The sequence below is a fragment of the Halomonas sp. H33-56 genome, from assembly GCF_040147035.1.
Classification (GTDB): Bacteria; Pseudomonadota; Gammaproteobacteria; order Pseudomonadales; family Halomonadaceae; genus Halomonas; species Halomonas litopenaei.
Map to the genome: position 1 here is coordinate 2597247 of NZ_JAMSHP010000001.1, position 22247 is coordinate 2619493.

General features: G+C 61.5%; 40 protein-coding genes. 31 read left to right on the forward strand and 9 right to left on the reverse strand.

Annotated elements, in window-relative coordinates:
* Positions 1-48: 48 nt before the first annotated feature.
* The 7 genes from NFH98_RS10960 to NFH98_RS10990 all read right to left on the reverse strand — a co-directional run bounded on the left by NFH98_RS10960 (position 49) and on the right by NFH98_RS10990 (position 3823).
* A complete protein-coding gene (locus tag NFH98_RS10960; protein ID WP_289105172.1) occupies positions 49-195 on the reverse strand; it encodes a hypothetical protein in 147 nt (48 codons plus the stop codon).
* A gap of 10 nt (positions 196-205) precedes the next feature.
* Positions 206-457, reverse strand: a complete 252-nt coding sequence (locus NFH98_RS10965; RefSeq protein ID WP_348814323.1) for a hypothetical protein — start codon at positions 455-457, stop codon at positions 206-208.
* A complete protein-coding gene (locus NFH98_RS10970; RefSeq protein WP_348814324.1) occupies positions 454-705 on the reverse strand; it encodes a hypothetical protein in 252 nt (83 codons plus the stop codon). Before NFH98_RS10970 ends, NFH98_RS10965 begins: the two co-directional genes overlap by 4 nt.
* 85 nt (positions 706-790) lie before the next feature.
* A complete protein-coding gene (locus NFH98_RS10975; protein WP_349622688.1) occupies positions 791-973 on the reverse strand; it encodes a hypothetical protein in 183 nt (60 codons plus the stop codon).
* Between the two features lie 448 nt (positions 974-1421).
* Complete coding sequence (locus NFH98_RS10980; RefSeq protein WP_349622689.1) at positions 1422-1700, reverse strand: hypothetical protein; 279 nt, start codon at positions 1698-1700, stop codon at positions 1422-1424.
* Positions 1701-2109: 409 nt separating this feature from the next.
* Positions 2110-2976: a P63C domain-containing protein gene (locus tag NFH98_RS10985; RefSeq protein WP_349622691.1), complete on the reverse strand. Its 867-nt coding sequence runs from the start codon at positions 2974-2976 to the stop codon at positions 2110-2112.
* A gap of 28 nt (positions 2977-3004) precedes the next feature.
* Positions 3005-3823 carry an XRE family transcriptional regulator gene (locus NFH98_RS10990; protein ID WP_349622692.1) on the reverse strand — a complete coding sequence of 273 codons (819 nt, stop codon included), beginning with the start codon at positions 3821-3823 and terminating at the stop codon, positions 3005-3007.
* Position 3824: 1 nt separating this feature from the next.
* On the opposite strand from NFH98_RS10990, the gene NFH98_RS10995 reads away from it, so the two are divergent.
* The 17 genes from NFH98_RS10995 (at position 3825) to NFH98_RS11075 (ending at position 12202) form a co-directional block, all read left to right on the forward strand.
* Entirely contained in the window at positions 3825-4031 is a 207-nt protein-coding gene (locus NFH98_RS10995; RefSeq protein ID WP_249742708.1) for a transcriptional regulator, read from the forward strand.
* 64 nt (positions 4032-4095) lie between these two features.
* Positions 4096-4584 carry a phage regulatory CII family protein gene (locus NFH98_RS11000; protein ID WP_349622693.1) on the forward strand — a complete coding sequence of 163 codons (489 nt, stop codon included), beginning with the start codon at positions 4096-4098 and terminating at the stop codon, positions 4582-4584.
* A 69-nt stretch (positions 4585-4653) separates the two neighbouring features.
* Positions 4654-5760, forward strand: coding sequence for a replication protein (locus tag NFH98_RS11005; RefSeq protein ID WP_349622694.1), 1107 nt, complete (start codon positions 4654-4656; stop codon positions 5758-5760).
* Entirely contained in the window at positions 5651-6256 is a 606-nt protein-coding gene (locus NFH98_RS11010) for a hypothetical protein (RefSeq protein ID WP_349622695.1), read from the forward strand. The genes NFH98_RS11005 and NFH98_RS11010 overlap by 110 nt, the downstream gene beginning before the upstream one ends.
* Positions 6253-6816: a hypothetical protein gene (locus NFH98_RS11015; RefSeq protein WP_253551674.1), complete on the forward strand. Its 564-nt coding sequence runs from the start codon at positions 6253-6255 to the stop codon at positions 6814-6816. The genes NFH98_RS11010 and NFH98_RS11015 overlap by 4 nt, the downstream gene beginning before the upstream one ends.
* Positions 6813-7043, forward strand: coding sequence for a hypothetical protein (locus NFH98_RS11020; RefSeq protein ID WP_108133147.1), 231 nt, complete (start codon positions 6813-6815; stop codon positions 7041-7043). The genes NFH98_RS11015 and NFH98_RS11020 overlap by 4 nt, the downstream gene beginning before the upstream one ends.
* A 76-nt stretch (positions 7044-7119) precedes the next feature.
* The gene (locus NFH98_RS11025; RefSeq protein WP_349622696.1) at positions 7120-7623 is read left to right on the forward strand and encodes a hypothetical protein; all 504 of its coding nucleotides are present in this window, start codon (positions 7120-7122) and stop codon (positions 7621-7623) included.
* Between the two features lie 166 nt (positions 7624-7789).
* Positions 7790-7939 carry a hypothetical protein gene (locus NFH98_RS11030; RefSeq protein WP_222569950.1) on the forward strand — a complete coding sequence of 50 codons (150 nt, stop codon included), beginning with the start codon at positions 7790-7792 and terminating at the stop codon, positions 7937-7939.
* Positions 7936-8370, forward strand: a complete 435-nt coding sequence (locus NFH98_RS11035; protein ID WP_349622697.1) for a DUF968 domain-containing protein — start codon at positions 7936-7938, stop codon at positions 8368-8370. Before NFH98_RS11030 ends, NFH98_RS11035 begins: the two co-directional genes overlap by 4 nt.
* A complete protein-coding gene (locus NFH98_RS11040) occupies positions 8367-8513 on the forward strand; it encodes a hypothetical protein (protein WP_349622698.1) in 147 nt (48 codons plus the stop codon). The genes NFH98_RS11035 and NFH98_RS11040 overlap by 4 nt, the downstream gene beginning before the upstream one ends.
* On the forward strand, positions 8506-8808 hold the full coding sequence (locus NFH98_RS11045) for a hypothetical protein (protein ID WP_349622699.1): 303 nt from the start codon (positions 8506-8508) through the stop codon (positions 8806-8808). Before NFH98_RS11040 ends, NFH98_RS11045 begins: the two co-directional genes overlap by 8 nt.
* Positions 8805-9146, forward strand: a complete 342-nt coding sequence (locus tag NFH98_RS11050; RefSeq protein ID WP_108133142.1) for a DUF1064 domain-containing protein — start codon at positions 8805-8807, stop codon at positions 9144-9146. The genes NFH98_RS11045 and NFH98_RS11050 overlap by 4 nt, the downstream gene beginning before the upstream one ends.
* A gap of 354 nt (positions 9147-9500) precedes the next feature.
* Complete coding sequence (locus NFH98_RS11055; protein ID WP_349622700.1) at positions 9501-9716, forward strand: hypothetical protein; 216 nt, start codon at positions 9501-9503, stop codon at positions 9714-9716.
* Between the two features lie 166 nt (positions 9717-9882).
* Positions 9883-10497, forward strand: coding sequence for a hypothetical protein (locus NFH98_RS11060; protein WP_349622701.1), 615 nt, complete (start codon positions 9883-9885; stop codon positions 10495-10497).
* A gap of 268 nt (positions 10498-10765) precedes the next feature.
* A complete protein-coding gene (locus NFH98_RS11065) occupies positions 10766-11269 on the forward strand; it encodes a lysozyme (protein ID WP_349622702.1) in 504 nt (167 codons plus the stop codon).
* 103 nt (positions 11270-11372) lie between these two features.
* On the forward strand, positions 11373-11621 hold the full coding sequence (locus NFH98_RS11070) for a hypothetical protein (protein ID WP_306168818.1): 249 nt from the start codon (positions 11373-11375) through the stop codon (positions 11619-11621).
* A 104-nt stretch (positions 11622-11725) separates the two neighbouring features.
* Entirely contained in the window at positions 11726-12202 is a 477-nt protein-coding gene (locus NFH98_RS11075; protein WP_348826644.1) for a 3TM-type holin, read from the forward strand.
* Between the two features lie 13 nt (positions 12203-12215).
* Here NFH98_RS11075 and NFH98_RS11080 read toward each other — a convergent pair whose 3' ends face one another.
* Entirely contained in the window at positions 12216-12362 is a 147-nt protein-coding gene (locus tag NFH98_RS11080) for a hypothetical protein (protein ID WP_222568922.1), read from the reverse strand.
* Positions 12363-12837: 475 nt separating this feature from the next.
* On the opposite strand from NFH98_RS11080, the gene NFH98_RS11085 reads away from it, so the two are divergent.
* On the forward strand, positions 12838-13104 hold the full coding sequence (locus NFH98_RS11085; protein ID WP_253029454.1) for a hypothetical protein: 267 nt from the start codon (positions 12838-12840) through the stop codon (positions 13102-13104).
* Positions 13105-13232: 128 nt separating this feature from the next.
* Here NFH98_RS11085 and NFH98_RS11090 read toward each other — a convergent pair whose 3' ends face one another.
* Complete coding sequence (locus tag NFH98_RS11090) at positions 13233-13517, reverse strand: hypothetical protein (RefSeq protein WP_349622703.1); 285 nt, start codon at positions 13515-13517, stop codon at positions 13233-13235.
* A 36-nt stretch (positions 13518-13553) separates the two neighbouring features.
* On the opposite strand from NFH98_RS11090, the gene NFH98_RS11095 reads away from it, so the two are divergent.
* The 13 genes from NFH98_RS11095 to NFH98_RS11155 all read left to right on the forward strand — a co-directional run bounded on the left by NFH98_RS11095 (position 13554) and on the right by NFH98_RS11155 (position 22242).
* On the forward strand, positions 13554-14012 hold the full coding sequence (locus NFH98_RS11095; protein WP_222516476.1) for a hypothetical protein: 459 nt from the start codon (positions 13554-13556) through the stop codon (positions 14010-14012).
* Entirely contained in the window at positions 13975-15300 is a 1326-nt protein-coding gene (locus NFH98_RS11100) for a terminase large subunit domain-containing protein (protein ID WP_349622704.1), read from the forward strand. Before NFH98_RS11095 ends, NFH98_RS11100 begins: the two co-directional genes overlap by 38 nt.
* Position 15301: 1 nt before the next feature.
* Positions 15302-16684, forward strand: a complete 1383-nt coding sequence (locus tag NFH98_RS11105; RefSeq protein ID WP_349622705.1) for a DUF4055 domain-containing protein — start codon at positions 15302-15304, stop codon at positions 16682-16684.
* Positions 16677-17837: a phage minor head protein gene (locus NFH98_RS11110; RefSeq protein ID WP_349622706.1), complete on the forward strand. Its 1161-nt coding sequence runs from the start codon at positions 16677-16679 to the stop codon at positions 17835-17837. Before NFH98_RS11105 ends, NFH98_RS11110 begins: the two co-directional genes overlap by 8 nt.
* Before the next feature lie 14 nt (positions 17838-17851).
* The gene (locus NFH98_RS11115; protein WP_157033133.1) at positions 17852-18004 is read left to right on the forward strand and encodes a hypothetical protein; all 153 of its coding nucleotides are present in this window, start codon (positions 17852-17854) and stop codon (positions 18002-18004) included.
* Between the two features lie 95 nt (positions 18005-18099).
* On the forward strand, positions 18100-18825 hold the full coding sequence (locus NFH98_RS11120) for a hypothetical protein (protein WP_045994880.1): 726 nt from the start codon (positions 18100-18102) through the stop codon (positions 18823-18825).
* A gap of 11 nt (positions 18826-18836) precedes the next feature.
* Entirely contained in the window at positions 18837-19796 is a 960-nt protein-coding gene (locus NFH98_RS11125) for a major capsid protein (RefSeq protein ID WP_108448748.1), read from the forward strand.
* Between the two features lie 53 nt (positions 19797-19849).
* On the forward strand, positions 19850-20203 hold the full coding sequence (locus NFH98_RS11130) for a hypothetical protein (RefSeq protein ID WP_349622707.1): 354 nt from the start codon (positions 19850-19852) through the stop codon (positions 20201-20203).
* 3 nt (positions 20204-20206) lie between these two features.
* Complete coding sequence (locus NFH98_RS11135; RefSeq protein ID WP_349622708.1) at positions 20207-20581, forward strand: DnaT-like ssDNA-binding protein; 375 nt, start codon at positions 20207-20209, stop codon at positions 20579-20581.
* The gene (locus tag NFH98_RS11140) at positions 20581-20958 is read left to right on the forward strand and encodes a hypothetical protein (protein WP_045994877.1); all 378 of its coding nucleotides are present in this window, start codon (positions 20581-20583) and stop codon (positions 20956-20958) included. The genes NFH98_RS11135 and NFH98_RS11140 overlap by 1 nt, the downstream gene beginning before the upstream one ends.
* A 57-nt stretch (positions 20959-21015) precedes the next feature.
* Positions 21016-21396, forward strand: coding sequence for a helix-hairpin-helix domain-containing protein (locus tag NFH98_RS11145; RefSeq protein WP_045994878.1), 381 nt, complete (start codon positions 21016-21018; stop codon positions 21394-21396).
* Positions 21397-21451: 55 nt separating this feature from the next.
* Entirely contained in the window at positions 21452-21847 is a 396-nt protein-coding gene (locus NFH98_RS11150) for a hypothetical protein (protein WP_052704536.1), read from the forward strand.
* Entirely contained in the window at positions 21844-22242 is a 399-nt protein-coding gene (locus NFH98_RS11155; RefSeq protein ID WP_349622709.1) for a phage tail terminator-like protein, read from the forward strand. The genes NFH98_RS11150 and NFH98_RS11155 overlap by 4 nt, the downstream gene beginning before the upstream one ends.
* Positions 22243-22247: the final 5 nt, after the last annotated feature.

Genomic DNA, 22247 nt, shown 5'->3' on the forward strand with positions numbered 1-22247 from the left:
ACTGTTGGTATCCGCCCCAGTCCGACCGCCATCGGCTGGGGCTTCTCGTCAGTCAACCCCGTGATGGATCGTTCCGGTGGACTGGATCATCGACCGCATGGCGTCGTAGCCGTGGCGATGTCCGAATTCCCGGTCGATCGGCTGGCTGCTACAGCCGGCCAAGGCCAGGGCGGTGATCAAGATCAGTGCTCGCATGCTTTCCTCCTCATGCCGCCCAGGCGCCCCGCTCTCTGCGGTGCTGCTCGAGCAGCCGGTCGTAGTCGTCGTCGGTCAATTTCCGCTCGAGCCATGCCGCCGGAAAACCGCGGCGGTCGAGGATGTCGAACTCGAACTCCTCCGACTCGTCGGGATCGCAATCGCCGTATCCCCAGCCGGTGGTGCGCATCGGCGCCCCAGGGCTGTAGAACGTCACCCGGCACCGGCACGGAATACCGGCAACTGTGGTCATGAACGTCATGCCGCCGCCCTCCTCCGGTAGTGCTGGTCCAGGGCGATCTCGATCGCTCTATTGACCTCCGAGCCGCCCCGATAACCGTTGCTAAGAAACACCTCGGCAACGGCCATGATCAAACCGTCCATCGATAGCTGGTCAGCCATCAGAGCCTCTTTGATCGCGTCATCGACCGGGTACGCTCCAGGCTCTTTGCCAGCTTCCCGCAAGGCTTCGATGTCGCGGCTGTGCTTGCTCCATCCGCTCGTGCACATACCTACCTCCTGCTGCTTATCACAGCGCCGATGAATGCCAGGGAGTAGAGAAGGGCCGCCACCGCGACCCAGCAGTGATCAGGGCTCATACCGCCCTCCAAATCTCGATCGGCGGCGTCACACTCTGGGCCACCATGGCCTTGCGACGCTGCCAGCGCTCTTTGCGCAACCACCGCTTGCGGTGCTCGCTCGTGATGATCTTGTCGGCCCATTGCTCGCCGATGAGAGGCCGCAGCCCGAGGCGACGGCGTGCTGTGTCTGCGGTCATGCGACCTCCTGGAATTAAAAAGCCCGCACGGTGGCGGGCAAATGCAGGGAACAGATGGTGATGCGGGTGCATCGAGCTGGCGGCTGCCCTTTCAGGGACGGCTGGGCGCTCCCGGCCTTCTCAACCGCCACTTCGATGGCCCCGTACTCTGGCCCGGGGCGGGGCGCTGGGCCTCTCTATCGCGGTGGATCGCGGCATGATGGCCTCATGCGGGGCTGGTTCTCATTCGGTGTAGATCACCCTTACTCCTCTCCTTAGCGCATCTATCTCCTGATCCTTCCTTTCCAGCACTAGGCGCACAAGTTCGGCGGGCGGAGTTCCCAGTGGGCCGTGCTTCTCAATCATGCTGTCAGATAGATAAAGCTCGTTTACGACATCCTCGAGCATGTTTTCCAACTCAGGTTTCGACCAGCAACTCATCACTCCCCCTCGCCCGTAGGCTCCGTTGTCACGCCCTGCGGCGCAGCTCGCTGTAGATGTCCTGCATGAACTCCCGGCCCTGCATTCCAGCCAGCGTCTCGACGCCCGCCTTCTGATCTTCCTTGTGGGCATACAGCGCTTCGAAGGTCTTGCACGCCATGTGCTCGACGACCCGCTGCGCATCTTGAGCCACTTCCCGACCCATCCGGGCCATTTCCGCATCGGTCTCCGGCATGCCGTTCTCGCTGATCCAGCGCTCGGCGGCGAGCAGGTGGTGCGGGGTGATCATGTCTTCGGTGATGTGCATCTCATCTCTCCCGTTGTCATCCATCAGCCCTCTCGGCGAGAAGGCTGGTGGATGACGCCCCGCTGTGCAGGGCGTCGGAATCCTCGGCACTTTCGTAGCCTTCACGCACTCCCCGGCGGCCTCTCGCGCTCTCCACGCTACGGACGGACGGGGCTTCGATTGTTAAAGAGCGTGGCCAGGTGGCCGGTGGTGGGCTGCTGCCCTGTCCACGCCTCCAAATATAGGCATACCTATTTATTACGTCAACAGCTTTTCCTATATTTGATCGCACTCACCTATATCTTATTGTTTTCCCTATGCGGAATGCGCAAAGAAAAACCGCCTCAAGGGCGGCTATCGAGCGGGAGCGCTACAGGCGGGCACAAAAAACCCGCCTCGCGGGCGGGTTGACTGAGAGATGCAGCCCTTTCTATTTGCTTCGAGGCAGATTTATGGATAGCTGTACGATGTCGTGGCCGTAGTGCTGAGCGACCTTCTCTCGTAGCTCTCGGATGTCTGAGCAGCTCTTAGCAAGCCCCACCACTTCCCAGCACCGTGATACCAGAGCCCTAACCCCGACATTTTCAGTGAGCTGACGATGCCAGTGAATACCTTTCTCGGGTCTGTTCTCACGGAGGTATTGGGCCACGTCGGGGTCTAGCGTATCGTAAATAAGTTCTATGACGAGCTTGCCCCACCACTGCGGGCGGCTATGCAAAGGCCCCGTCCACCCCGTCAGCCTACCAAACTCTTGCCACAGCTCATCGGGAAAGGTCTTCTCCCACGCTCTCAACTCATCTGCGATAAATGCTTTTAGCTTAAGCTGAAGCGCGTCATGTTCGCGCTCGTATTGATACCCTGTTGCCTCGTCTACCAGTGCGTCAAGACCAACGCGCGTCAAGCCTGAGCTGATAACGGCACAATTGATGGCAATCGACCTCTGCCGCTCTGTCATCTCGACATTTTGATAAAGCGCCTGAACATATCCTCGAATGATTAGTTCGAAGTTTGAGGTGGACAAGCCGTAACCTTTGAACTGCGTCCCTGGGATGGTAAATTCTAATAGCTCGGCCAGGATTAAGTCTTTGTTTATAAAGGGCTTGAGTGGCGAAACGCCTATGAATTTGGCCAGGTCACCGCTATCTGCATTGGCGATCGCCTTGACCACTGCTCGCAGGTTTATAACACGCTCTCCAGTATCAAGCACATAGCAGTCGACAGAGGACTCTCCTAAAGTCAACTCGCCTCTGAACTTGGCAAATGGTGAAGCAGGTTGCTGGGGCTCAGTTCCTGACATAAATTCCTCTGCGCCTTTTTATTTAGTATCAGTCGAAGTTCTCCCACCAAAAGACCCTGCCGAGGATCTTCGGGGCGTCCGGATCGGCAAGGCTGTAGACCTCCTCCGGGTACTCCTCGCTGTTCTCGCTGACCACGCGCACGCGGTTCAGAGGCATGCGGTAGAGACGCTTCACGCGCAGCATACCGTCATGGTCGAGGGCATAGATCTTTCCATCAACAACGCTCCGGCTTCCCTTGTCGATGCCGATAGTGGCGCCGTCATTGATGGCCGGGCACATTGAGTCACCCTTGACGATAGCGAGAGCGGCGTTCTCGGGCTGCACTCCAGCCCTAGATAGGCGCGGCAGGCTAAAGCGCTCCTCCGCCCCGTGGTTCTCGATGACCTGGGTGGCACAGCCATCGCCAGCGGCAAACTCCACCTCTCTGAACACTGGCAACATCACCTCATCAGGACGCAGCGGCTCGCTACCCTCGATGATCTCGTGATCAATCAGCTCGGCATTGCCTTCTGCTGGGCGGCGCGGGCGCAAGGTCGAGACGTTGCTGGCACCGAGCATTTCCCCTTTACCCGTCGCCAGCCATTCTGCGCTGACAGAGCACACGTCAGCGATCTGGACGAGGTATGCGCTTGAGCGGGATTCACCCTTCTCAAGATCAGAGATAGTGGCCTGCCGAACCCCTACCGCGTCCCCAAGCTGTTTCTGCGTTAAGCCTGCGTTTTTCCGGGCGCGGCGAACCCGATCTCCGATGTTCATACCAGAGAAAGATATAGGCGAACCTATACCGTTGCAAAAAGGAGTTCCTGTATCTACTATATAGGCATTCCTTTTTTCCAGGGCCGGCATGATGGAAACTCCTATTTCTCGACTCATCAAGCACTTCGGTACCCAAGAGCGAACCGCTGAGGCGCTCGGGGTCAGTCAGGCAAGCGTTTCCGGCTGGTCCAGTGGAAAGCACGGCATTTCCGAGCTTCACGCATTGAAGGCTGAGCGACTCACTGGCGGGGCCGTTACGGCTGTCGAGCTTTGCCCCCGCCTGGCGTCCGCCGCCTAACCACACCGAAAGCTTAACCAACCACGCCCGCGAGCGGCACGGTATCGATCAGGAGAATTTCCCCATGGATAAACAACCAGTACGCGACATGGACGCCTTCATCGATCCGGTGCACGACGCGGCGTTCAACAACTGCATCAAGGCCCTTGCCGTAAACGTCGGCATGTCTGCCAAGAGCCTTTATCGCCGCCTGGACGACAACGACGCGATGCCGCTGCGCTTCGTGGACTTCGTGTCGATCTTCTGGAGCGTCGACGACGAGTCGCGCAAGGAAATGATCCAGCCGTTCCTGGATGACATGGGGATGATCGCTGTGAAGCGCACAGAGGAAGGCGTAGGCCGTGGCGACGTGCTGGGTTCGGTTCTGGACAGCCAGACAGAATCCGGCCGCCTGGCCGGCCTGATCCACCAAGTTATCGCCGATGGCGAGGTGGACGAAGACGAAGCTGCAAGCCTGGATGCGCAGTTCCGCGCTATCGAGGCAGCGACAGCCAAGTTGAAAGCCGACCTGGCGTCGATGAAGAGACCTGCCCTGCGTTCAGTCGGGCAGTAAACGCAACGAAGCCCGGCGAGCTGGGGAGCAAAGACCGGGCTTCATCACAACACTAGGTGTAGGTGAATCATGACAGATACCGCTCAGATATTCCAGTTCCCAAGCGCGCCCGAGGCGCCCAGGGAAAAGAGAGGTGCGCAGTTGGAAGACGGATATGTCCGTACTGCCAACGCTATCGTCGAGGCGCTTTGCAAGGCCCCTCTGACGAGCAGAGAGGCCCGTGTCGTCCGTGCGGTAGAGCGAGCCACCTTCGGGTGGGATCGCTCCTCAGCACGCCTCTCGCAAAGCGTACTGGCCAAGATGACGGGCCTGACGACCAAACGTTGCAGCGAAGCCGTGAACGGCCTGTTGGCCAAGAAGGTTCTTCGTCGCGATGGCGGCTCGCAGGCACCGATCGGTATCAATACCCGCATCAGCGAGTGGAATTTCTCGGCTCAAAAGTCCCGGGTGTCCCCAAAACGGAAGCATGATCCAACTTGGGGACTCCGACCCCAAAATGGGGACGAAAAACGTCCCCAAGATGGGGACACAAATACAGACACTACAGACACTCTAGAACCTAAAGGTTCTAGAAAGTCCTCGAAGAAGTCCTCGCCGAAGAAATGGGGTGAGCCCGTTGATCACGAGATGGCCGAGCAAATGTTCGCCGCCATCAGTGCCGACCTGACCAACCCCAAGCGTCCGAACATGAGCTCCTGGGCAAACGAGTTCCGCCTGATGCGAACCCGTGACGAGCGCACCGTCGAACAAATCCGCTTCCTGATCACCTGGACTGCCCAACACCAGTTCTGGTCAAGCGTCATCCTCAGCCCCGCCAAGCTGCGCGCCAAGTGGGATCAGCTCGAAATCCAGGTCAAGAAGCTCAAGGAGTCTCGCCATGAAAACCGTATCTCAGCTGGCAACCGTCGCGCAGAGCAGGATCGTGTCGCAGCGAGCCTCGCAGACCCCTACGACACCTCCTGGGCGGACGGCCTGTTCGACGAAGGAGGAGCGCAAGCAGGAGATCCAGGGGCTGGTGAACCGGGCGTTTACTCGGCTGGAGGCGATTTTTCCGAGGACCTGGCGGATGTCGTTCTCGACGAACGAAATGCTCCAGCTGGCCAAGCGGGAGCTCGCACTTTCGATGGCGAGGTGGTCATCACTGCCGACGATGGAATCGCTCGACATGGCCATTGAAGAAATCAAGCTCGAGGGCGGGAACTGGCCGCCATCCATCGCTGAGCTCTGCCGAATCTTCAAACCGAGCCTGAAAGACTTCGGGCTGCCGGAACCCGAGATCGCCTTCCGCGAGGCTTGCACCTACGCAGGCCGGATTATGGAGCACCACTGGAGTCACCAGGCCGTCATGGACGCCACCACTGCCACCGGCTCCTGGGATCTTCGCCACTGCTCCAGCGAAGGCGAGCGATACCGGCTGCGCAAGGTGTTCTTTGCCGAGTACGAGGCGCTGTGCAATCGACTCCTCGAGGGCGGCGCGCTGGATGACCGGGTAGCCCTTCTCGAAAGCGATGAGATGAAAAGCGATATCCGCAAGGCCCAAGAGGCCAGTGAGCGAAAGGCTCAGCAGGAGGCGGAGGATTTCTGGCGAACCCGTGGCGAAGAGCCGCCGAAGAGCACCGAAGAAACCATCGCTCGAATCAAAGGGATTCTCGCCGAAGGGGGTGATGCATGAGCGGGCGCATCTGGACCGAGGCCGAGTTGACCACCCTTCGCCAGCGCCTGGCCGAAGGCGTTACCCACCGAGCCATCGCCGAGGAGCTTGGCCGGACCAAGAGCTCTGTCAACCACAAGGCGTGGGACTTGGGCCTGACTCGCCAGGCCGGCCCCCGCCAACCCTGGACACGCCAGGAGCTGGACAGGCTCGAGCAGATCATTGCCAGCGGTGCCACCTACCAACAGGCAGCCGACAAGCTGGGGCGCTCCCGCATTTCGGTGCGGGGCAAGGCCGCAGACATGGGGCTGTGCAACCCGGAGCGGGTCGGGGCCTTTCGCCGGAAAGACGTAGCCCTGGTGGCCGAGATCCACGACATCCTGGGCGACTGCATCGACTTCAAGGGCATGAACTGCTCCGAGTGCACTGCCTACCTCAATGCCATCGGCTACAAGGTCAGCAATTCGTGGGTCCACAAGCAGATCGGCGTGCTGGGCCCTAACTACCGCCGTTGGGCCAGGGAGAATGCCAAGCGTCGCCGCTCCCTGATCATGAGCATGCGCAGGAGGGCCGCCGCATGAACGCCGCCATCAAGTGCAACTACCGATCAACCATGACTGACTGCCCAGCGCACGCCGTGCACATGGCTGTGAACCGTGCCGAGATCAGCGGGAGGCGATACGGCGTTTTCTCATGCGGAGAGGGCAAGTTTCGTGTCCGCCGCGTCAAGGGACGCCCTCAAAGCGCCCTGGAGATCATCACGCCCTCCTGGAGCTACGACAAAGCGTACCGCGAGGAGGTGGTATGACCCTATTTCTGATCGGCCTGTTCATTGGGGCCTCCCTGGGCGTTCTCACCCTGGCAGTGATCGCGGGAGGCAAGGGATGAGCAAGGCCAAGGCATACATCAACACCGCTGCCACCCTGCAGGAGTCCATGGCCGCCATCGCCCGGCTGCCCGGCATCGTCACTCGAGCGATTCAAGACTGGGGGCGCGTCGACATCGTTGTCCGCCCTCACGAGGAAAAGCGCTCACTCGACCAGAACCGGCTCCAGCGCCTGTGGTGCCGTGAAGCCGGCGAGCAGGGTGACATGACCGCCGAGGAGTACCGGGGCCAGATGAAGCTCCACCACGGCGTGCCGATCATGCGCCGGGACAGTGAAGAATTCGCCGAGAAGTATGACCGGCTCATTAAGTGGCGCCCCTACGAGGAGAAGCTCGAGTTCATGCAATCGCCATTCGACTTCCCCGTGACGCGCGGGATGAACAAGCAGCAGAAGACCGAATACCTGAACGCTGTCTACGTGGATCTGACGGGGCGCGGGTTCCGCCTGACCGATCCCGGCCTCAAAGGCATCGGTCCAGATCAATACCGGGAGGCCGCATGAGGAGCTACGGATGGCTGGTTTTGATGTGCGCGTCGACCGGCGGGTTCTGTGCTGGCCTGGCACTGTCGCACACTTCGGAGTTTCAGAGAGAGGAGGCATTTCTGCTGGTCGCGGGCCTGCTAAACGTTGCCTGGAGTGCCTACTGCTGCATCTGGAGGGGGCGCCCATGAACCCGACATTCGCCCTATTCGCCTTCGCCATCGTGTCCTGCCTCGGCGCCTGTGCCGCCCTGGCATGGGCGCAGCGCGAGGAGAAGCGCCGGGCCCGCGAGGAGATGCGCAGCTTTCTCGAGCAGATCGACAGGAGGGATTCATGAAGCGCTCAGCCCTCCAGCGGAAGACACCGCTCCGCAACCGGGCGCCGATGGCCCGCAAGCCTATGCAGAAGCGCCGCAAGACAGCACAGAAGGCGTCGAGCGACACACGGTGGCGTAGTGAGCGTTACCTGGCTTTCGTTCGGTCCCTGCCCTGCTGTGCGTGCGGCGGCCCTGCCACGGACGCGCATCACTGTATTGGCCTGCATTGGGGCCTGTCTGGCATGGGCACCACAGCGCCGGACAGCTTCGCCATGCCCGCCTGCCGGGAGTGCCATCAAGCGATCCATGCCAGCCCCGAGATGCAGGCCCGACAGCCAGGGTGGCTGATCGACATCATCAACCGCGGCCTCGACCACTTCACAGACGAGCCCATCGTCGGCGCCCTGGCCGACGCCCTCGAGTTCATCGCCGCCAAGGAGGATGCCAAGTGAGCAAGCAGCGCGAAGTTGAGAGAGGCATGGATTACCTGTCGTGGCTTTACGCTCAGTACGGGCGAAAGGCCATCAAGCCATCAGTCCTTCGGCTCATCAAAGATGCTGCGAAGGCGGCCGCCAAGGAGGATGCCCATGGCTGACCACATCGACAACGCCCTGCTCCGTCATGAGGAGACGCTCGTCAGCGTCAGGGATCTGGCCCGGCCAATCCGCATGGGTGATGAGGAGCCGCGCAACAAGTACCACCGCGAGATCAAGCCTGGCGTGTGGGTTGATGTCTACGACGTCCTCGCCGCCTGGGCCGTCGACAATCCAGCGCTGCAACACCTGATCAAGAAGGCATTGCAGCCCGGCGAGCGGGGCCACAAGACCCGCGAGCAGGATCTGGCCGACATCGTGGCGAGCGCCAAGCGCGCCCAGGAGCTGGAGCAATGAGCGATCTAGCCTTGGGCCGCATGAAGGCCGGAAGGATGAACCAGACAGAGGCGGCCTATGCCGCCCTGCTCGAACAGCAGCGCGTCGCCGGCGAGATTGCCTGGTACCGCTTCGAAGGGCTCAAGCTGCGCCTCGCAGACAACACCTTCTACTCACCAGACTTCGCGGTAATGCGAGCTGATGGGCTGATGGAGTGTCACGAGGTTAAGGGCTTCTGGCGGGACGATGCCCGGGCAAAGATCAAGATCGCCGCCGACCTCTACCCCTTCCGGTTCATCGCGGTCATGAAGCGGCGCAAGAAGGATGGCGGCGGTTGGTCAGAGGAGGTTTTCGAGTGAGCGAAAAGCTAAGAGCAATACTCGCCAATCTTCCGCCGGTTGAACCTCCGACAGAAGAAGAAGAGCGTGAGGCGCGGCTGATGTTCCAGCAGGAGCCAAGCGTGGTGACGCTTTGCCGGACCTGCGAGCAGGTTAGTTTTGGGATGCGGCTCGGGTGCGCGAACAGTGGCTGCCCTGACCAACCGTGGGCTGTAAACGTCAGTTACATGTACGACAACCACCAAGGGCAGTTGCTACGCCCCGGGCGCGACTGGATGCCTCTCGGGGCTAGGCCTCTGACGGAGTGGACATGAGCGACAAGCAATCCGAGAAGCCGCCCGACCGGCGCTACGTGAACAATCCGAGGAGGGCGTGATGGGCAAGCCGAGTTGGAGCGCGGCCCCATATTGGGCTGGATCACTGGTGCAGCGCGACGATGGCCGCTGGGTGTTCTTCGAGGGCGAGGCCTTCATCTACGACGGCATGCCGGGCGGCGAATGGGTCAGCGAGACGAACCGGCATGAGCCGATGGGGCTCTCTGAGCCGCCGCCTGGCGTTGGGTGGCGCGACACCCTGGAGCGCCGGTCGTGAAGTGGTCACGGAAAAGCGCCTACTCGATCCAGAGCGGCGAATTCGTGATCTGCAAGACAACTCACAGCGGCGTCGACCGCTACACCCTCTGGCGAGGATTTCAAGGCGTCAGCGAGCACAGCACGGCGAGCGAAGCCAAGGCACGAGCAAAACGGGAGAGCGCGGCATGATTACGACTGATCCGAAACTGGCATGGGCCATGGCACTCGACACCGGTGTTCGCTCTCAGATGGGCCCCATCCTCGAGGAGCTGGAAAGCGGTGGCGGCGTTCAGTTCACCAAGAAAGGCGGCACCGGCGCTGCCCACGGCATTGAGTACGGGCCGGTCTACGCCCGCATCTGCCGTCTGGAGCGTGAGCAGCCCACCCTGGCCGCCATGGGGCATGTGCTGTGCCATCCCTCGACCGAGCAGGCAAACGCCTATCTGGATGACGCTGTAGAAGCCGTCGAGGCTAAGGTGATCGCCAGCATCCCTAACTGGGGTGATGGTCGAGCCTGGCGCCCCGCGAAGAAAGAGCGCGTGCACTACCTGATCCACGTCGCCCTACTGGAGCGGCAGCGCAATCTGTCGAACGAGCAGCCGGCATGGGGCCCTGAGCGTATCGGCGCCACTATGGCCGAGTGGTACGGCGTGGCGATCACCACCCGGGACTGGGCGCGCGACTGGCTGCCTGTCTGGGCTGCCATTCAGGCGGCAATCAACCACTGGGAGGGTGAAGCCATGGAGCCAATCAGCGAGACAATTGGCGACCTGGTGCGAAATATCAGGAAGGCTGCATAAAGTGCTTGCTTTCTCGCGCCCGCTCAGATAGCTTATCTTTAAGCTGGACGGCGTACGCCCAAACAGCTACCACATATCAAAGCCTCGCCCTCACCGGCGGGGCTTTTTCGTTCCTGCGCCCTGGCCTCTCGCCGGGGCGTAGTTCGTTATGCCGTCCCGCGAGCCCTGTCCCTCGCCATCGAGTGGGCGGCACCCTTTCCCGTGATGACGCCGCCACCTGGTGTCTTTGCCCGTATCTGCGGGCTGTTTTATTCCCCGAGGTGTCGCCATGAAGACCAGCCAGCGCGGACTGAACCTGGTCGCCGAGTTCGAGGGTCTCGAGCTTGAGGCGTACCCCGACCCCGGTACCGGCGGCCATCCCTGGACCATCGGCCTGGGCACGACCCGGTACCCCGATGGCTCCCGCGTACAGCCCGGAGACACGATCACCGAGGATGAGGCGTTCGCCCTACTCCGCCATGACGTTGCCCGGTTCGAGGACGACGTCGAGCGCCTGGTGGCCGTGCCGCTCAACCAGAACCAGTTCGACGCTCTGGTCTCGTTCACCTACAACGTCGGCCCCGGTGCCCTGGGGCGCTCTACCCTGCTGCGCAAGCTGAACACCTGCGACTACCGTGGCGCCGCTGACGAGCTTCCCCGCTGGAACAAAGCCGGCGGCCGCGTACTGGCTGGCCTGACCCGACGCCGAGCGGCAGAGCGCGATCTATTCCTGACGCCTGAGAGCGTCCAGTTCCATTGGCTTGACGAGACCGTCAGAGTCTCGCGGCCCTGATCCCTATTCCCATACGCAGGCCCACCCAGGAGGCGGGATGTCTGAAACGAGTCCCGATACTGCCTTGAAGGCCAAGCCTATCCTCGAGAGGCACGTTCAAACCGTGCTCTTAGCCCTCGTCGTCGGCCTGCTCGCCTGGTCAGGCAACACCACCCTGACCCTGATCGAGACATCAGCTCGCCAGGACGAGCGCATCAGTCAACTGATCGCCCTGACGGAACAGCTTCGTGCTGATCTGCGAGAGGTCGGCAACGACTACATGACGATCAACGACGCGGCCATGTACCGCGATCAGATCAACAGCCGCATCGATGCCCTGGGTGCCCGGGTGTCGCGCCTGGAGAACCGGTGATGAACTGGAGATCAGCCGTTGAAGAAGTCGCCAAGTACGCGCCTGCCGTGGCTACTGCGCTTGGCGGTCCTGCTGTGGGCGGCGCCGCAGCTGGTGCGTCTCTCATGGTTACTTCTGCGCTGGGCATCGAGAACGATCCTGCTGCACTGGTGGCAGCGACTCAGGATCCTGCCAAGCGTGCTGAGCTGGTCCGCCTCAACAACGAGCATCGCCAGGCACTGGAGGCTATGCGCCTCGAGGCTGAGAAGGCCGCTGCCGCCGAGCAGACGGCTCGACTGACCGAGACACAGCGCACCATGCGTGCCGAACTGGAGCACGAGGGCTGGTTTAAGAGCGGGTGGCGCCCTGCCCTGGGCTGGGTGTTCGCCTTCTCCCTGGGCTCACTGTCCGCCGTTATGGCCTACACCATAGTGATCGACCCCACGGTCGTGGGTGATCCCGAGTTCACCGGCATGCTGATCTGGCTGTTCGTGACCATGGGTGCCGCCCTGGGCATCAACGTCCGCCAGCGCACCGTAAACAAGGCGCTCGAGCGTGGGCAGCAGCCCCGCACGTTCATGGATGCAATCAGAACAAAGTGAGCCCGACAGCTATTCAGTCAGCCTCGCTATCGCGGTTGAGTTTTTCGGCTTCTCGTTCAGCTGCTTCGCAGTCGTGGTAAGAAGCAATGACGTCGTCGTTTAAGTGCGTATCGACCACCTGCCAGTAATCGACCTTAGTGCTGTCGGGGTCAGTGAGCACTGAGCGAACCTGAAATCTAGCAGGCATTGTGGAGCTACCTCGCAATCACAAGGGTCACCCCTAGCATAGCCTAGGTGGCAGGCTCCACATTGAACGATAGAGCTGCCGCTTCGGCACGGGCTTCTGCCTCGCGGGAATGTCGCGAGACGATCACCCTGGATTCTTCATTGTAGTGCCGGCTCAACTTGACCACCGCCCACCTGACCTGACGACGTTTGGATGTCAGGTAGCTCTCAACCAAATACTTGTTCACCTCGACCACTCCTAGTGGTTGACAAAAGCGGTCGCAGAATATTCTCAGAACGAGCTGCTGGCAACAGGCTAATCATCGATCTATCAACGCTTTCTAATTTATGCCTGCGACTAGGAGCGAGTCACTACGCTCGAGATCGGTGAGGGGGCCGCAGGTTCACACGTGATCGTGACGAGGTAAGAGATGCAATGTGCCGAATGCCCGAGAGGACGAGACGACTGCATGCCGCTATCCAGCCAGATGGCTGATGATGGCAGTTCGTTTCTCTGCGTTGGCTACAACCGACCGCAGGATCGGGTGGTGCCTGGTGATAGGTTCACCCACTGCTGGAAGAACAGCGCAGTGGATGAGCGAGGCCACTGGGATCGCCGCGACCTGCTCGACACAGTGATGGTCATGACGCATGCCCTTAGCCAGGACGAGAACATCCGTGTAGCCGAAGGCATGACTGACGAGCAGATGAACGAAGTCGTGTTCACGCCTGACTGAACACCCTGCAGCACCCGGAGGTGGTCCCCACCTACCAAGGGCGGACGCTGTGAAGCACTGCACTCCGTAGCCGCCGACGACTCTCAGGCGGCCTCTATGCGATGGTGACGAAATCGGAGCATCGCTCCTCATCTCGTTCGAAACACAAGGTATGGAATTCCTTCTCGCCCGAAGTAAAAAGAGCCCATCAACTCTTCACCGACCATAGATGCTTTGCTATCTGCCCGTCTCACGACGAAGGAATAAAGCTGTTTAGCCGAGTCATCGATGTACCGGTAGTGGATATAGCCAGCTGTAGAACCTACGTCGTACGTAAAGCCGAGTATCTCCGCGACGGGGAGAGAAAAATTTTGCGGAATATCAGGCGCTTGTTCGTTTGGCAATTTTATTTGCTTAAAAGCTAGCTGGGCCATTTTCCCTCCTGCCTAATAAAATGTTGGATATCAATAATGGCCAGACCCACCAAGTACAAAGCGGAGTTCGCCGAGCAGGCCCGCAAGCTGTGCTTGCTGGGCGCCACAGACGCCGAACTCGCTGACTTTTTTGGAGTGGCAGAATCCACTATCAATAAGTGGAAGCTCAATCACAAGGGGTTTTCGGAGTCCATAAAAAGCGGAAAGGTGATGGCAGATGCGGAGGTAGCCACTCGCCTCTATGAGAGAGCTCTCGGCTATAGCCACCCCGAGGAGAAAGTGTTCAACAACCAGGGCGAGATCGTCACCCACCAGACGACTAAGCACTACCCGCCTGACACTACCGCCGCCGCCATATGGCTGAACAACCGCAAGCCAGACAGGTGGCGCAACAAACCCGAACCAGACGGACAGGACGACGCACCTCAACCGGTCAACGTCGTCTTCAAGGTGCAGGATGCCAGCGACCCCGATCGAAACCGAGGCGACGCTTAATCGCCCGCAAGGTCAGTTCCTGGCGATGCAGCAGAAGTTCCGGGCCTATGTTGCCGGCTTTGGCTCTGGAAAGACCTGGGTCGGCTGTAGCGGGATCGGCGCCCATGCTTGGCAGCACCCGCGCATCAACATGGGGTACTTCGCCCCGACCTATCCTCAGATCCGGGACATCTTCTACCCGACCATCGAGGAGGTCGCACACTCGCTTGCCTTGCGCGCGGAGGTGCGAGAGGCAAACCGCGAGGTCCACCTGTATAGCGGCCGGCAGTACCGCGCCACGGTGATATGCCGCTCGATGGATAAGCCGGGCAGCATCGTCGGCTTTAAGATCGGGCATGCCCTGGTTGACGAACTCGACCTGATGGCTACTGCCAAGGCCGAAATGGCCTGGCGTAAGATCATGGCGCGGATGCGCTACAAGGTCGACGGGCTCAAGAACGGAATCGACGTGACGACGACGCCCGAGGGGTTCAAGTTCGTCCACCAGCAGTTCGTCAAAGCGTTGCGTGACAAGCCGTCCATGGCTCAGCGCTACGGTCTGGTTCAGGCATCGACCTATGACAACGAGGCGAACCTGCCAGATGACTACATCGACGCTCTGCTGGAGGCCTATCCGCCACAGCTGATCGATGCCTACCTGCGTGGCCTATTCGTCAACCTGACCACTGGCACGGTCTACCGTCAGTTCGATCGGGCGCTGAATGCTTGCATGGACACCGTGCAGCAGGGCGAACCGCTGTTTATCGGCATGGACTTCAACGTCGGCAAGATGGCGGCAGTGACCCATGTGAAGCGTGACGGCGATCCTCGCGCGGTGGACGAAATCATGGGGGGGCACGACACCCCCGACATGATCCGCCGCATCAAAGAGCGCTATTGGCGCTATGACGGCGACGATTACATCAAGACCTGCGAAATCCACGTATACCCCGACGCCTCGGGCGACTCGCGCCGGTCAGTGAATGCGTCGACAACGGACATTGCTCAATTGCGTGACGCCGGCTTTCGGGTGGTGGTGAACGCCAGTAACCCACCCGTCAAGGACCGCGTCAACTCGATGAATGCGGCGTTTTGCAACGCCAAGGGCGAGCGCCGCTACAAGGTAAACCCCTATGCATGCCCAGCTTATACCGACGCGTTAGAGCAGCAGGCATGGAACAAACAAGGCGAACCTGACAAAGAGAACGACAAGGATCACCCCAACGACGCTGCCGGGTACTTCATTGTGAAGGATTACTTGGTCAACAAGCCGAAGGTCGGCATGAAACGCATTCGAGGACTCGCCTGATATGCCTGTCACCACGACACACCCCCAATACGACGACAAGCTCACCGATTGGGAGCTGATGCGCGACAGCATCGAAGGGGAAGGCGCTATCAAGGGTGCTGGCATCGGCTACCTGCCGAAGACCAGCGGTCAGCTGGCCCTCGAGCACCAGGCGAAAACCGACGAAAGCGCGATGCTGTCGCTCGACGAGGCCCGGGAGATCTACCAGTCCTATAAGCGGCGCGCCCAATACCCGCTGTGGGTGAAGGACTCACTGCGCACGATGATGGGGCTTGTGTCTCGCCAGGAACCCGAGATAAACCTACCGACCTCCCTAGCCTCCCTTCAGGACGAGGCCACGGCCGACGGCTTCCCGCTCAAGACACTGTTCCTGCGCGCCGTGCGGGACTTGCTGGCCTACGGCCGGCAGCCGCTGCTCGCAGACTGGGATGGCGGCGGCCGCCCCTACGTAGCCGCCTACGGCGCTCTCGACGCCATCAACTGGCGCGAGGCTGATGTCGACGGACGCCGCGACCTGGTGCTGAGCGTGCTGCGCGAGGCCGTGCACCAGGGTGACGAGTTCAGTCACGACAGTGAGGCCCGCTACCGAGTGCTCGACCTCAACGAGGGTCGATACCGGGTGCGTCTGCTGGATGAGCATGGCGAAGCAGTCGGCGAGGAAGACATGCCGGGCACTAACCAGGCGCCGCTCGACTTCATCCCCCTGGTCTTCTTGGGCAGCACCGACAACAACGCCGACACCGACGAGATTCCTCTGCTGACCATGGCGAAGGCGGCGCTCAAGAGCTACCAACTCTCGGCAGACTACTACACCAGCCTCCACTACACCTCGCATCCCCAACCGTGGATCGCCGCGGACCTGGGCGAGGACGAGCAATTCAGTGTCAGCGGCCCCATGGCCGCCTGGAATGTGGGCAAGGACGGCAAGGTCGGGTATCTGGAATTCCAGGGTGCTGGCATCGAGGCCAACCGCACAGCGATGCAGGACCAGCGAAACACCGCGTTGGAGGCTGGGGCCAGAGTGATTGATGCAGGGGCCGAAGAGTCCGGCGAGGCCCGCAAGGCCCGCCAGAGCGATCAACACACCAGCCTGTACAGCGTCGTGGTTACCGCGGCCGAGGGCATTGAGCAGCTGCTTCGCTACTTCGGCCGCTGGCTGAACCTGCCGCAGGCCGACATCGATGCCATCGCGTTCAAGGTCGAGCCCGAATTCACCAAGGCCGAGATCGATGCCGCAATGATGGGCATCGTTCGCGATCTGCGCCTGGCCGACGAGGTGCCGCAGGCGGTGCTGTTCGAGTCGTTGCGCAAGGCCGGGGTCACCAATCTCGCCGACCAGGACCTGTTGGCCCTGCTCGATGGTCAGGTAACCGACGATGAGTGATCGTGAGGACGCACAGCGCCGGATCGTCACCGCTCTGGCGCAGCATGTCTCATACCTGCACCGCACCGGCACAGCGCACGTCAATAAGGCGCTGGCGATCATCGACGAAATGAGCGCCGAGCTTCCTCGGGAGATCGGCGAGCGCCTCGACAACCTGACGCCTGCCGAGCTCCAGGCGTTCGCCCGGGGCCGCTACCACACGACTCGGCTCAAGGGGTTGCGCGACGCAATCGACCGCTGGGTCTCGACGCTTGGCGAGCGCATCAAGTCCATGAGTCTCAAGGAGCTGGCGGCCCTAGCCGATCAGGAGGCGGGATACGTCCGCGACCTCATCGCCCAGGCGGTAGAGGGCGAGATCCCGCCGGCTCCTGCTGTGGCATCGGCCGCTCTCTCCCGACCGGTGATGGGGGAGTTCGTCGAGGACATGCTGGCCGACATCGGGCCGGCCACCCGCAACCGGGTCTACAGCACCATCCGCCAAGGCGTCAGCGAGGGCCAGAGCAACAGCCAGATCATCCGGGCCCTGCGCGGGACACCGGCGCTCAAGTACCGCGACGGCGTGCTGCAGACGACGCGCAACAACGTCGACAACGTGGTTCGCACGGCCCGGCAGCACATGAGCAACGAGGCCTACCGGGAGACCTACAACGCCCTGGGCGTCACGCATGTGGTCTGGGTGGCTCAGCTTGAGGGCCGGACCTGTCGCCGCTGTGCCCCGCTGGACGGTCGGCGCTGGAAGATCGACGAGCCGCACCCGGAACCGCCGCTTCATCACCGATGCCGATGCAGCCTGGCGCCCTCCCTCGACGGCGACATCATGGGCCAGCGGCCCTACGTGCGCGCCCTTAAGGTCAAGGGGCGCGACGACCAGGCCAAGTTCCGCAGCATCGGCAACATGACCAAGAAGCAGCGCGAAGCTGCCGGCCTTGAGGTTGGTCAGGTTAGCGCAGGCACCACATACGCCGACTGGTTCGCGAGCCAGAGCGCCCGGTATCAGCGCGAATGGCTGGGAGACCGGCGCTACCGCCTCTACAAAGAGGGCGGCTACAGCCTGGACCGATTCACCGATCCTCGGCAACGCGAGTACACGCTGGACGAGTTGAGAGCACGCGACCGCGAGACATTCGCCGAGGTGTTTGGCGAGGCGGCATGAGGTAGGCTGACAGCATGACCCCAGCCGATCCCGATTTCATCACCTGGTGGCGACTGTGGCGCCTGCTGCAGTCCGGCAGCGGAACGCTCGCCGACCAACTCCAGGCCCGCCTCTGCTGGAACCTCTCTTTCGAGGTTCGACGCCGCCTAGGCGATTTCGAAGACTGACCAACAATTTTATTCAACGCCCCGCCATTGAGCGGGGTTTTTTAATGGCTGCTCGCCAGGCGGGCGGCCTCAACGCGCTCAAGGAGCACAACACCATGCCACTGGAAATCGACTTCTCTGAACTCGGCATCGAGCTGGAAGAAGACAAGGCCAAGGCTCTCAAGGAGGCGCTGGACGCCAAACATGAGGAAGCGCTCAACAGCGAGGTCAGCGGCCTCAAGTCAAAGCGCGACCAACTGCTCGAATCACAGAAAACGCTCAAGTCTCAGCTCAAGCAATTCGAGGGGCTGGACCCCGAGCGGGCCCGCAGGCTCGAGCAGCAGCTGGCCGAGAACGAGGAGGCCCAGCTGATCGCCGACGGCAAGCTCGACGAGGTGCTGAACAAGCGCACAGAGCGGATGCGGGAAGGCTATGACCGCCAGCTGAGCGAGGCTCAGCAGACCGCAGAGAGCGCCAAGGCGTTCGCCGACAAGTTCCGCGGCCGGGTCATGAGCGACGAGATCCGAACTGCGGCCGCCGAAGTCGGCATCGTGGACTCGGCTGTTCAAGACGCAGTCTACCGCGCAAGTTCGCTGTTCGAAGTCGATGACGAGGGCAACGTTGTGCCCCGAGAGGAGGCCGGTCTGGATGCAGACGGCAAGCCTCTCACCCCTTCCGCATGGCTTGAGTCCATGCGAGAGAAAGCTCCGCACTGGTTCCCGCAGCCCAAGGGGTCAGGGGCGCCGGGTGGCGGAGGTGGTTCCTCAGCGCCAAGGGCGTGGAAGGACGCGAAGTCTACCGCCGAAAAGGTGGAAATCCTGAAACGCAAGCAAAACCAATGAGGTAGCGCCCTATGGCACTCTCTGATATGAAAGTCTTCAACGACTTCCTGTACTCGGCAGCCACCGAGACCATCCGACAGCAGATCGAACTGTTCAACGCCGCCACCGGCGGTGCTCTGCAGCTCCAGCAGGCGGGCAACGTGGGCGATTTCGCTCACGAGGCCTCCTACAAGGCCATCGCCAACCTGATGCGTCGTCGCAACGCCTACGGCACCGGCGCCGTCACCCCGACCACTCTGGCCCAGATGGACCATGTGGCGGTGAAGATCGCCGGCGGCACCTCCCCGGTGGAGTTCCAGCCGCAGCAGTTTCAGTGGATCCAGCGTCAGCCCGAAGAGGCCGGTGTGGTGATCGGCGAGCAGGTCGCTCGAGGCGTCATCGCCGATGAGGTGAACACCGCTATTCTGGCCCTGCAGACCGCGATGATCGGCAACTCCGCCGTGGCGCACGACGCCACCGCTGGCACTCTGAATCTGAACGCCCTCAACAAGGGCGCCGGCAAGTTCGGCGATCGCATGATGGACATCATGGTCTGGGTGCTCCACTCCAAGCCGATGACCGACCTGTTCGATGGCGCCCTGACCAACGGCAATCAGCTGTTCGAATTCGGCACCGTGCGCGTCACCCAGGATGGGTTCGGCCGCCGGTTCGTGATGACCGACTCTCCTGCGCTGTACGAGGCCGATGGTGGCGGTGCTGGCACCGACCACTACCACACCCTTGGTCTGGCCGAAGGCGCCGCGGTTGTCGAGGACAACAACGACTACTACGCCACCGTCGAGGAGAAGACCGGCGACGAGAACATCCGCCGGATCTTCCAGGCCGAGTACACCTACAACCTCGGCCTCAAGGGCTACTCCTATGGCGGCACCAAGTCGCCCGACGACGCCACCATCGGCACCGGCGGGAACTGGTCGCAGATCGCCAGCGATGTTAAGGACACCGCCGGCGTCATCGTGACCTCTCTGTGATCCCTGGCGGGCGGCCTACGGGTCGCCCGCTGGCCAGCTGATAGGAGTCAGCCATGCACCTGATCTACACCACGCGCCGCCGCGGCTTCGAGCCCGGGCGGCAGTACCGCAATCCCCGCTTCTTCGCCGGCGCCGACAAGGCCGCCACCAGCGTCACCGTCGAGGGCCATCACCCCGACGTGGTCGCCGCCTACGAGGCCGCCGGCATCGAGGTCGAGGTGATCGGCGCCGAAGAACCGCGTCCGGACGATGCCGAGTCCGACGAGCGGGCCCGCCGCGCCGAACTGATGGACGCAATCGAGCACGCCACCGGCAAGCGCCCCGGCGCCAACACCAAGACCGAGACCCTGGAGCAGCGGGTGGCCGAGATCCAGGCCGACAGCCAGGGCAACGACGGGCAGGAGTAACCCATGGCCACCTACGTCACCGTTGACGATGTCGACACCAAACTGGGCGCGGGCTGGGAAGGCACGGGCGACAAGACGCGCGCCGTGCTGGATGCTAACACCTGGCTGACCGCCAAGCGGGTCCGGCTCTCCGATCCTGTCGACGATGACGTGGTCATGGCCGGCGCCCTGCTGGCCCAGGAGGCAGCGAATGGCCGGCTCTACGCCGACACCGACGGCGCCGTGAAGCACGAGCGGGTAAGGGCCGACACCGTCGAGGTGGAGACCGAGTACCAGGACGGCGCCCAGGCGCAGACCGGCGCGCTGTCGATGATCTCCGACCTGCTGGCCCCGTACCTGCCGAAGACCAACGGGGTCACCATCCTCAAGAGGTTGTAATGGGCTACATCCAGGACAAGATCAACGCCAAGGTGCCCAAGGCGTTCGACGGCAAGCTGAGTGACGCCGTGCGGCCCTTCACTGGCTCCCGCGAGATAGCCGGCGAGTACGATCCAGTGACTGGCAGCAGTACGACAACGGTAGCCTACTCTGGCCGAGGGGTATTCAGCGGATACTCGGTCCAAGAGGTCGACGATCAGCACATCAGGCGTACCGACGTGAAACTCTCCGGCGTACTCCAGAACGAACTGATCTTGGACGCTGACCAGGCCCCGGCCACGCCCAAGGTCGACGACACCATCGACGGCATGCTGGTGGTTAACGTTGGGCAGGATCCGGCCAAAGCCACTTGGACTCTGCAGCTCAGGAGACCGTAAACTGAGTTGGAACAAGCGGCTACAATAGCTACACCTCCCAAACCCGACGGTTACAGAATGGGCAATGACAACGAATTACTGGATCAATTCGCCGTTGAGGCGATGAAGTCTCTGGTCACGGCCGAGGGCGTAGAGCTTCTCAACACCGACACCCGGCATCGGGCAGCGATCGCAAGAACCGCGTACAGCATCGCGGCGGAGATGTTGAAAGAGCGAGAATTGGCTCACAAAGAGCAGGAATGGTCTGCAGTCAATGTTCACGACCTCGTCAAACGCGCAAAGACAAAGTCTTTCCTGCGTCACTTTGGCATATCCACCGTTGCTCAAGCCATGAAGCTATCCCTTCAGGAGCTGCGCAGAACGGAAGGGGTTGGTCCAGCCCTCATTGAAGATTTGCAGCAAGCTTTGAAACCCTACGGTGGCCTACGATCACGATAGGGCCTGCCGCTACTTGCCCAGCCGACGTGCTGGGTTTTTTACGCCTGGAGAAAAAATGACGACGCGCAAGGGGTGGTCCAAATCACTTTCCGGCTTTGCGCGAGAAGTGGAGTACGCCCTGGACAAACAGCAGGGTGAAATGGTGCTGTTCGCTTTGCAGCAGCTCATTCTTCACTCACCTGTCGATACAGGGGCCTACAAGGGGAGTCATCTGGTTACCGTGAATGGCAGTGACAACTCAGCGGTGCCCGAGCCGGACAAGTCAGGCGCCCGAGTCCGGCGAGATGCCGAGGCTGTTTTGTCAGCCGCCCGGGGCAAGCCCTTCAAAGCTGTGATCCTTCAGTCAAACATAATCTACGGCGAGAGCCTGGAACATGGGCATTCACAGCAGGCGCCTCTAGGCGTCTATTCCATTGCCTTCGAATCCTTGCGTGCGAGGTATATCAATTGACCTTCGACGAGATCCGCATCGCTATCGAGTCGCGCATGGTGGCGTGGGATGGCGTGCCCGTGGCCTATGACGGCGCCCCCAGCGGACCGAACGTAGATGCGGCCATCGCCAACCAAGAGCCCTGGGTGAGGCTGACCATCCAGCACGGCGACAGCTTCGTCGCTGGTCTCGGCTCCGAACCCTGCGTTCGCCGCCCCGGGCTGATCATGTGCCAGGTGTTCACCAAGGACAATCAAGGCAGCCGGCAGGCGTACCAGATCGCCGACTCCCTGGCCGCGCATCTACAATTCTGGCGCACCGGGCACCTTGAGACGCTCGCCTCCTCAGTGCAGCGCGCAGGCCCCTCTGACGGCTGGTATCAACTGAACGTATCGACGCCCTTCCGCGTCGGCTAAACCGC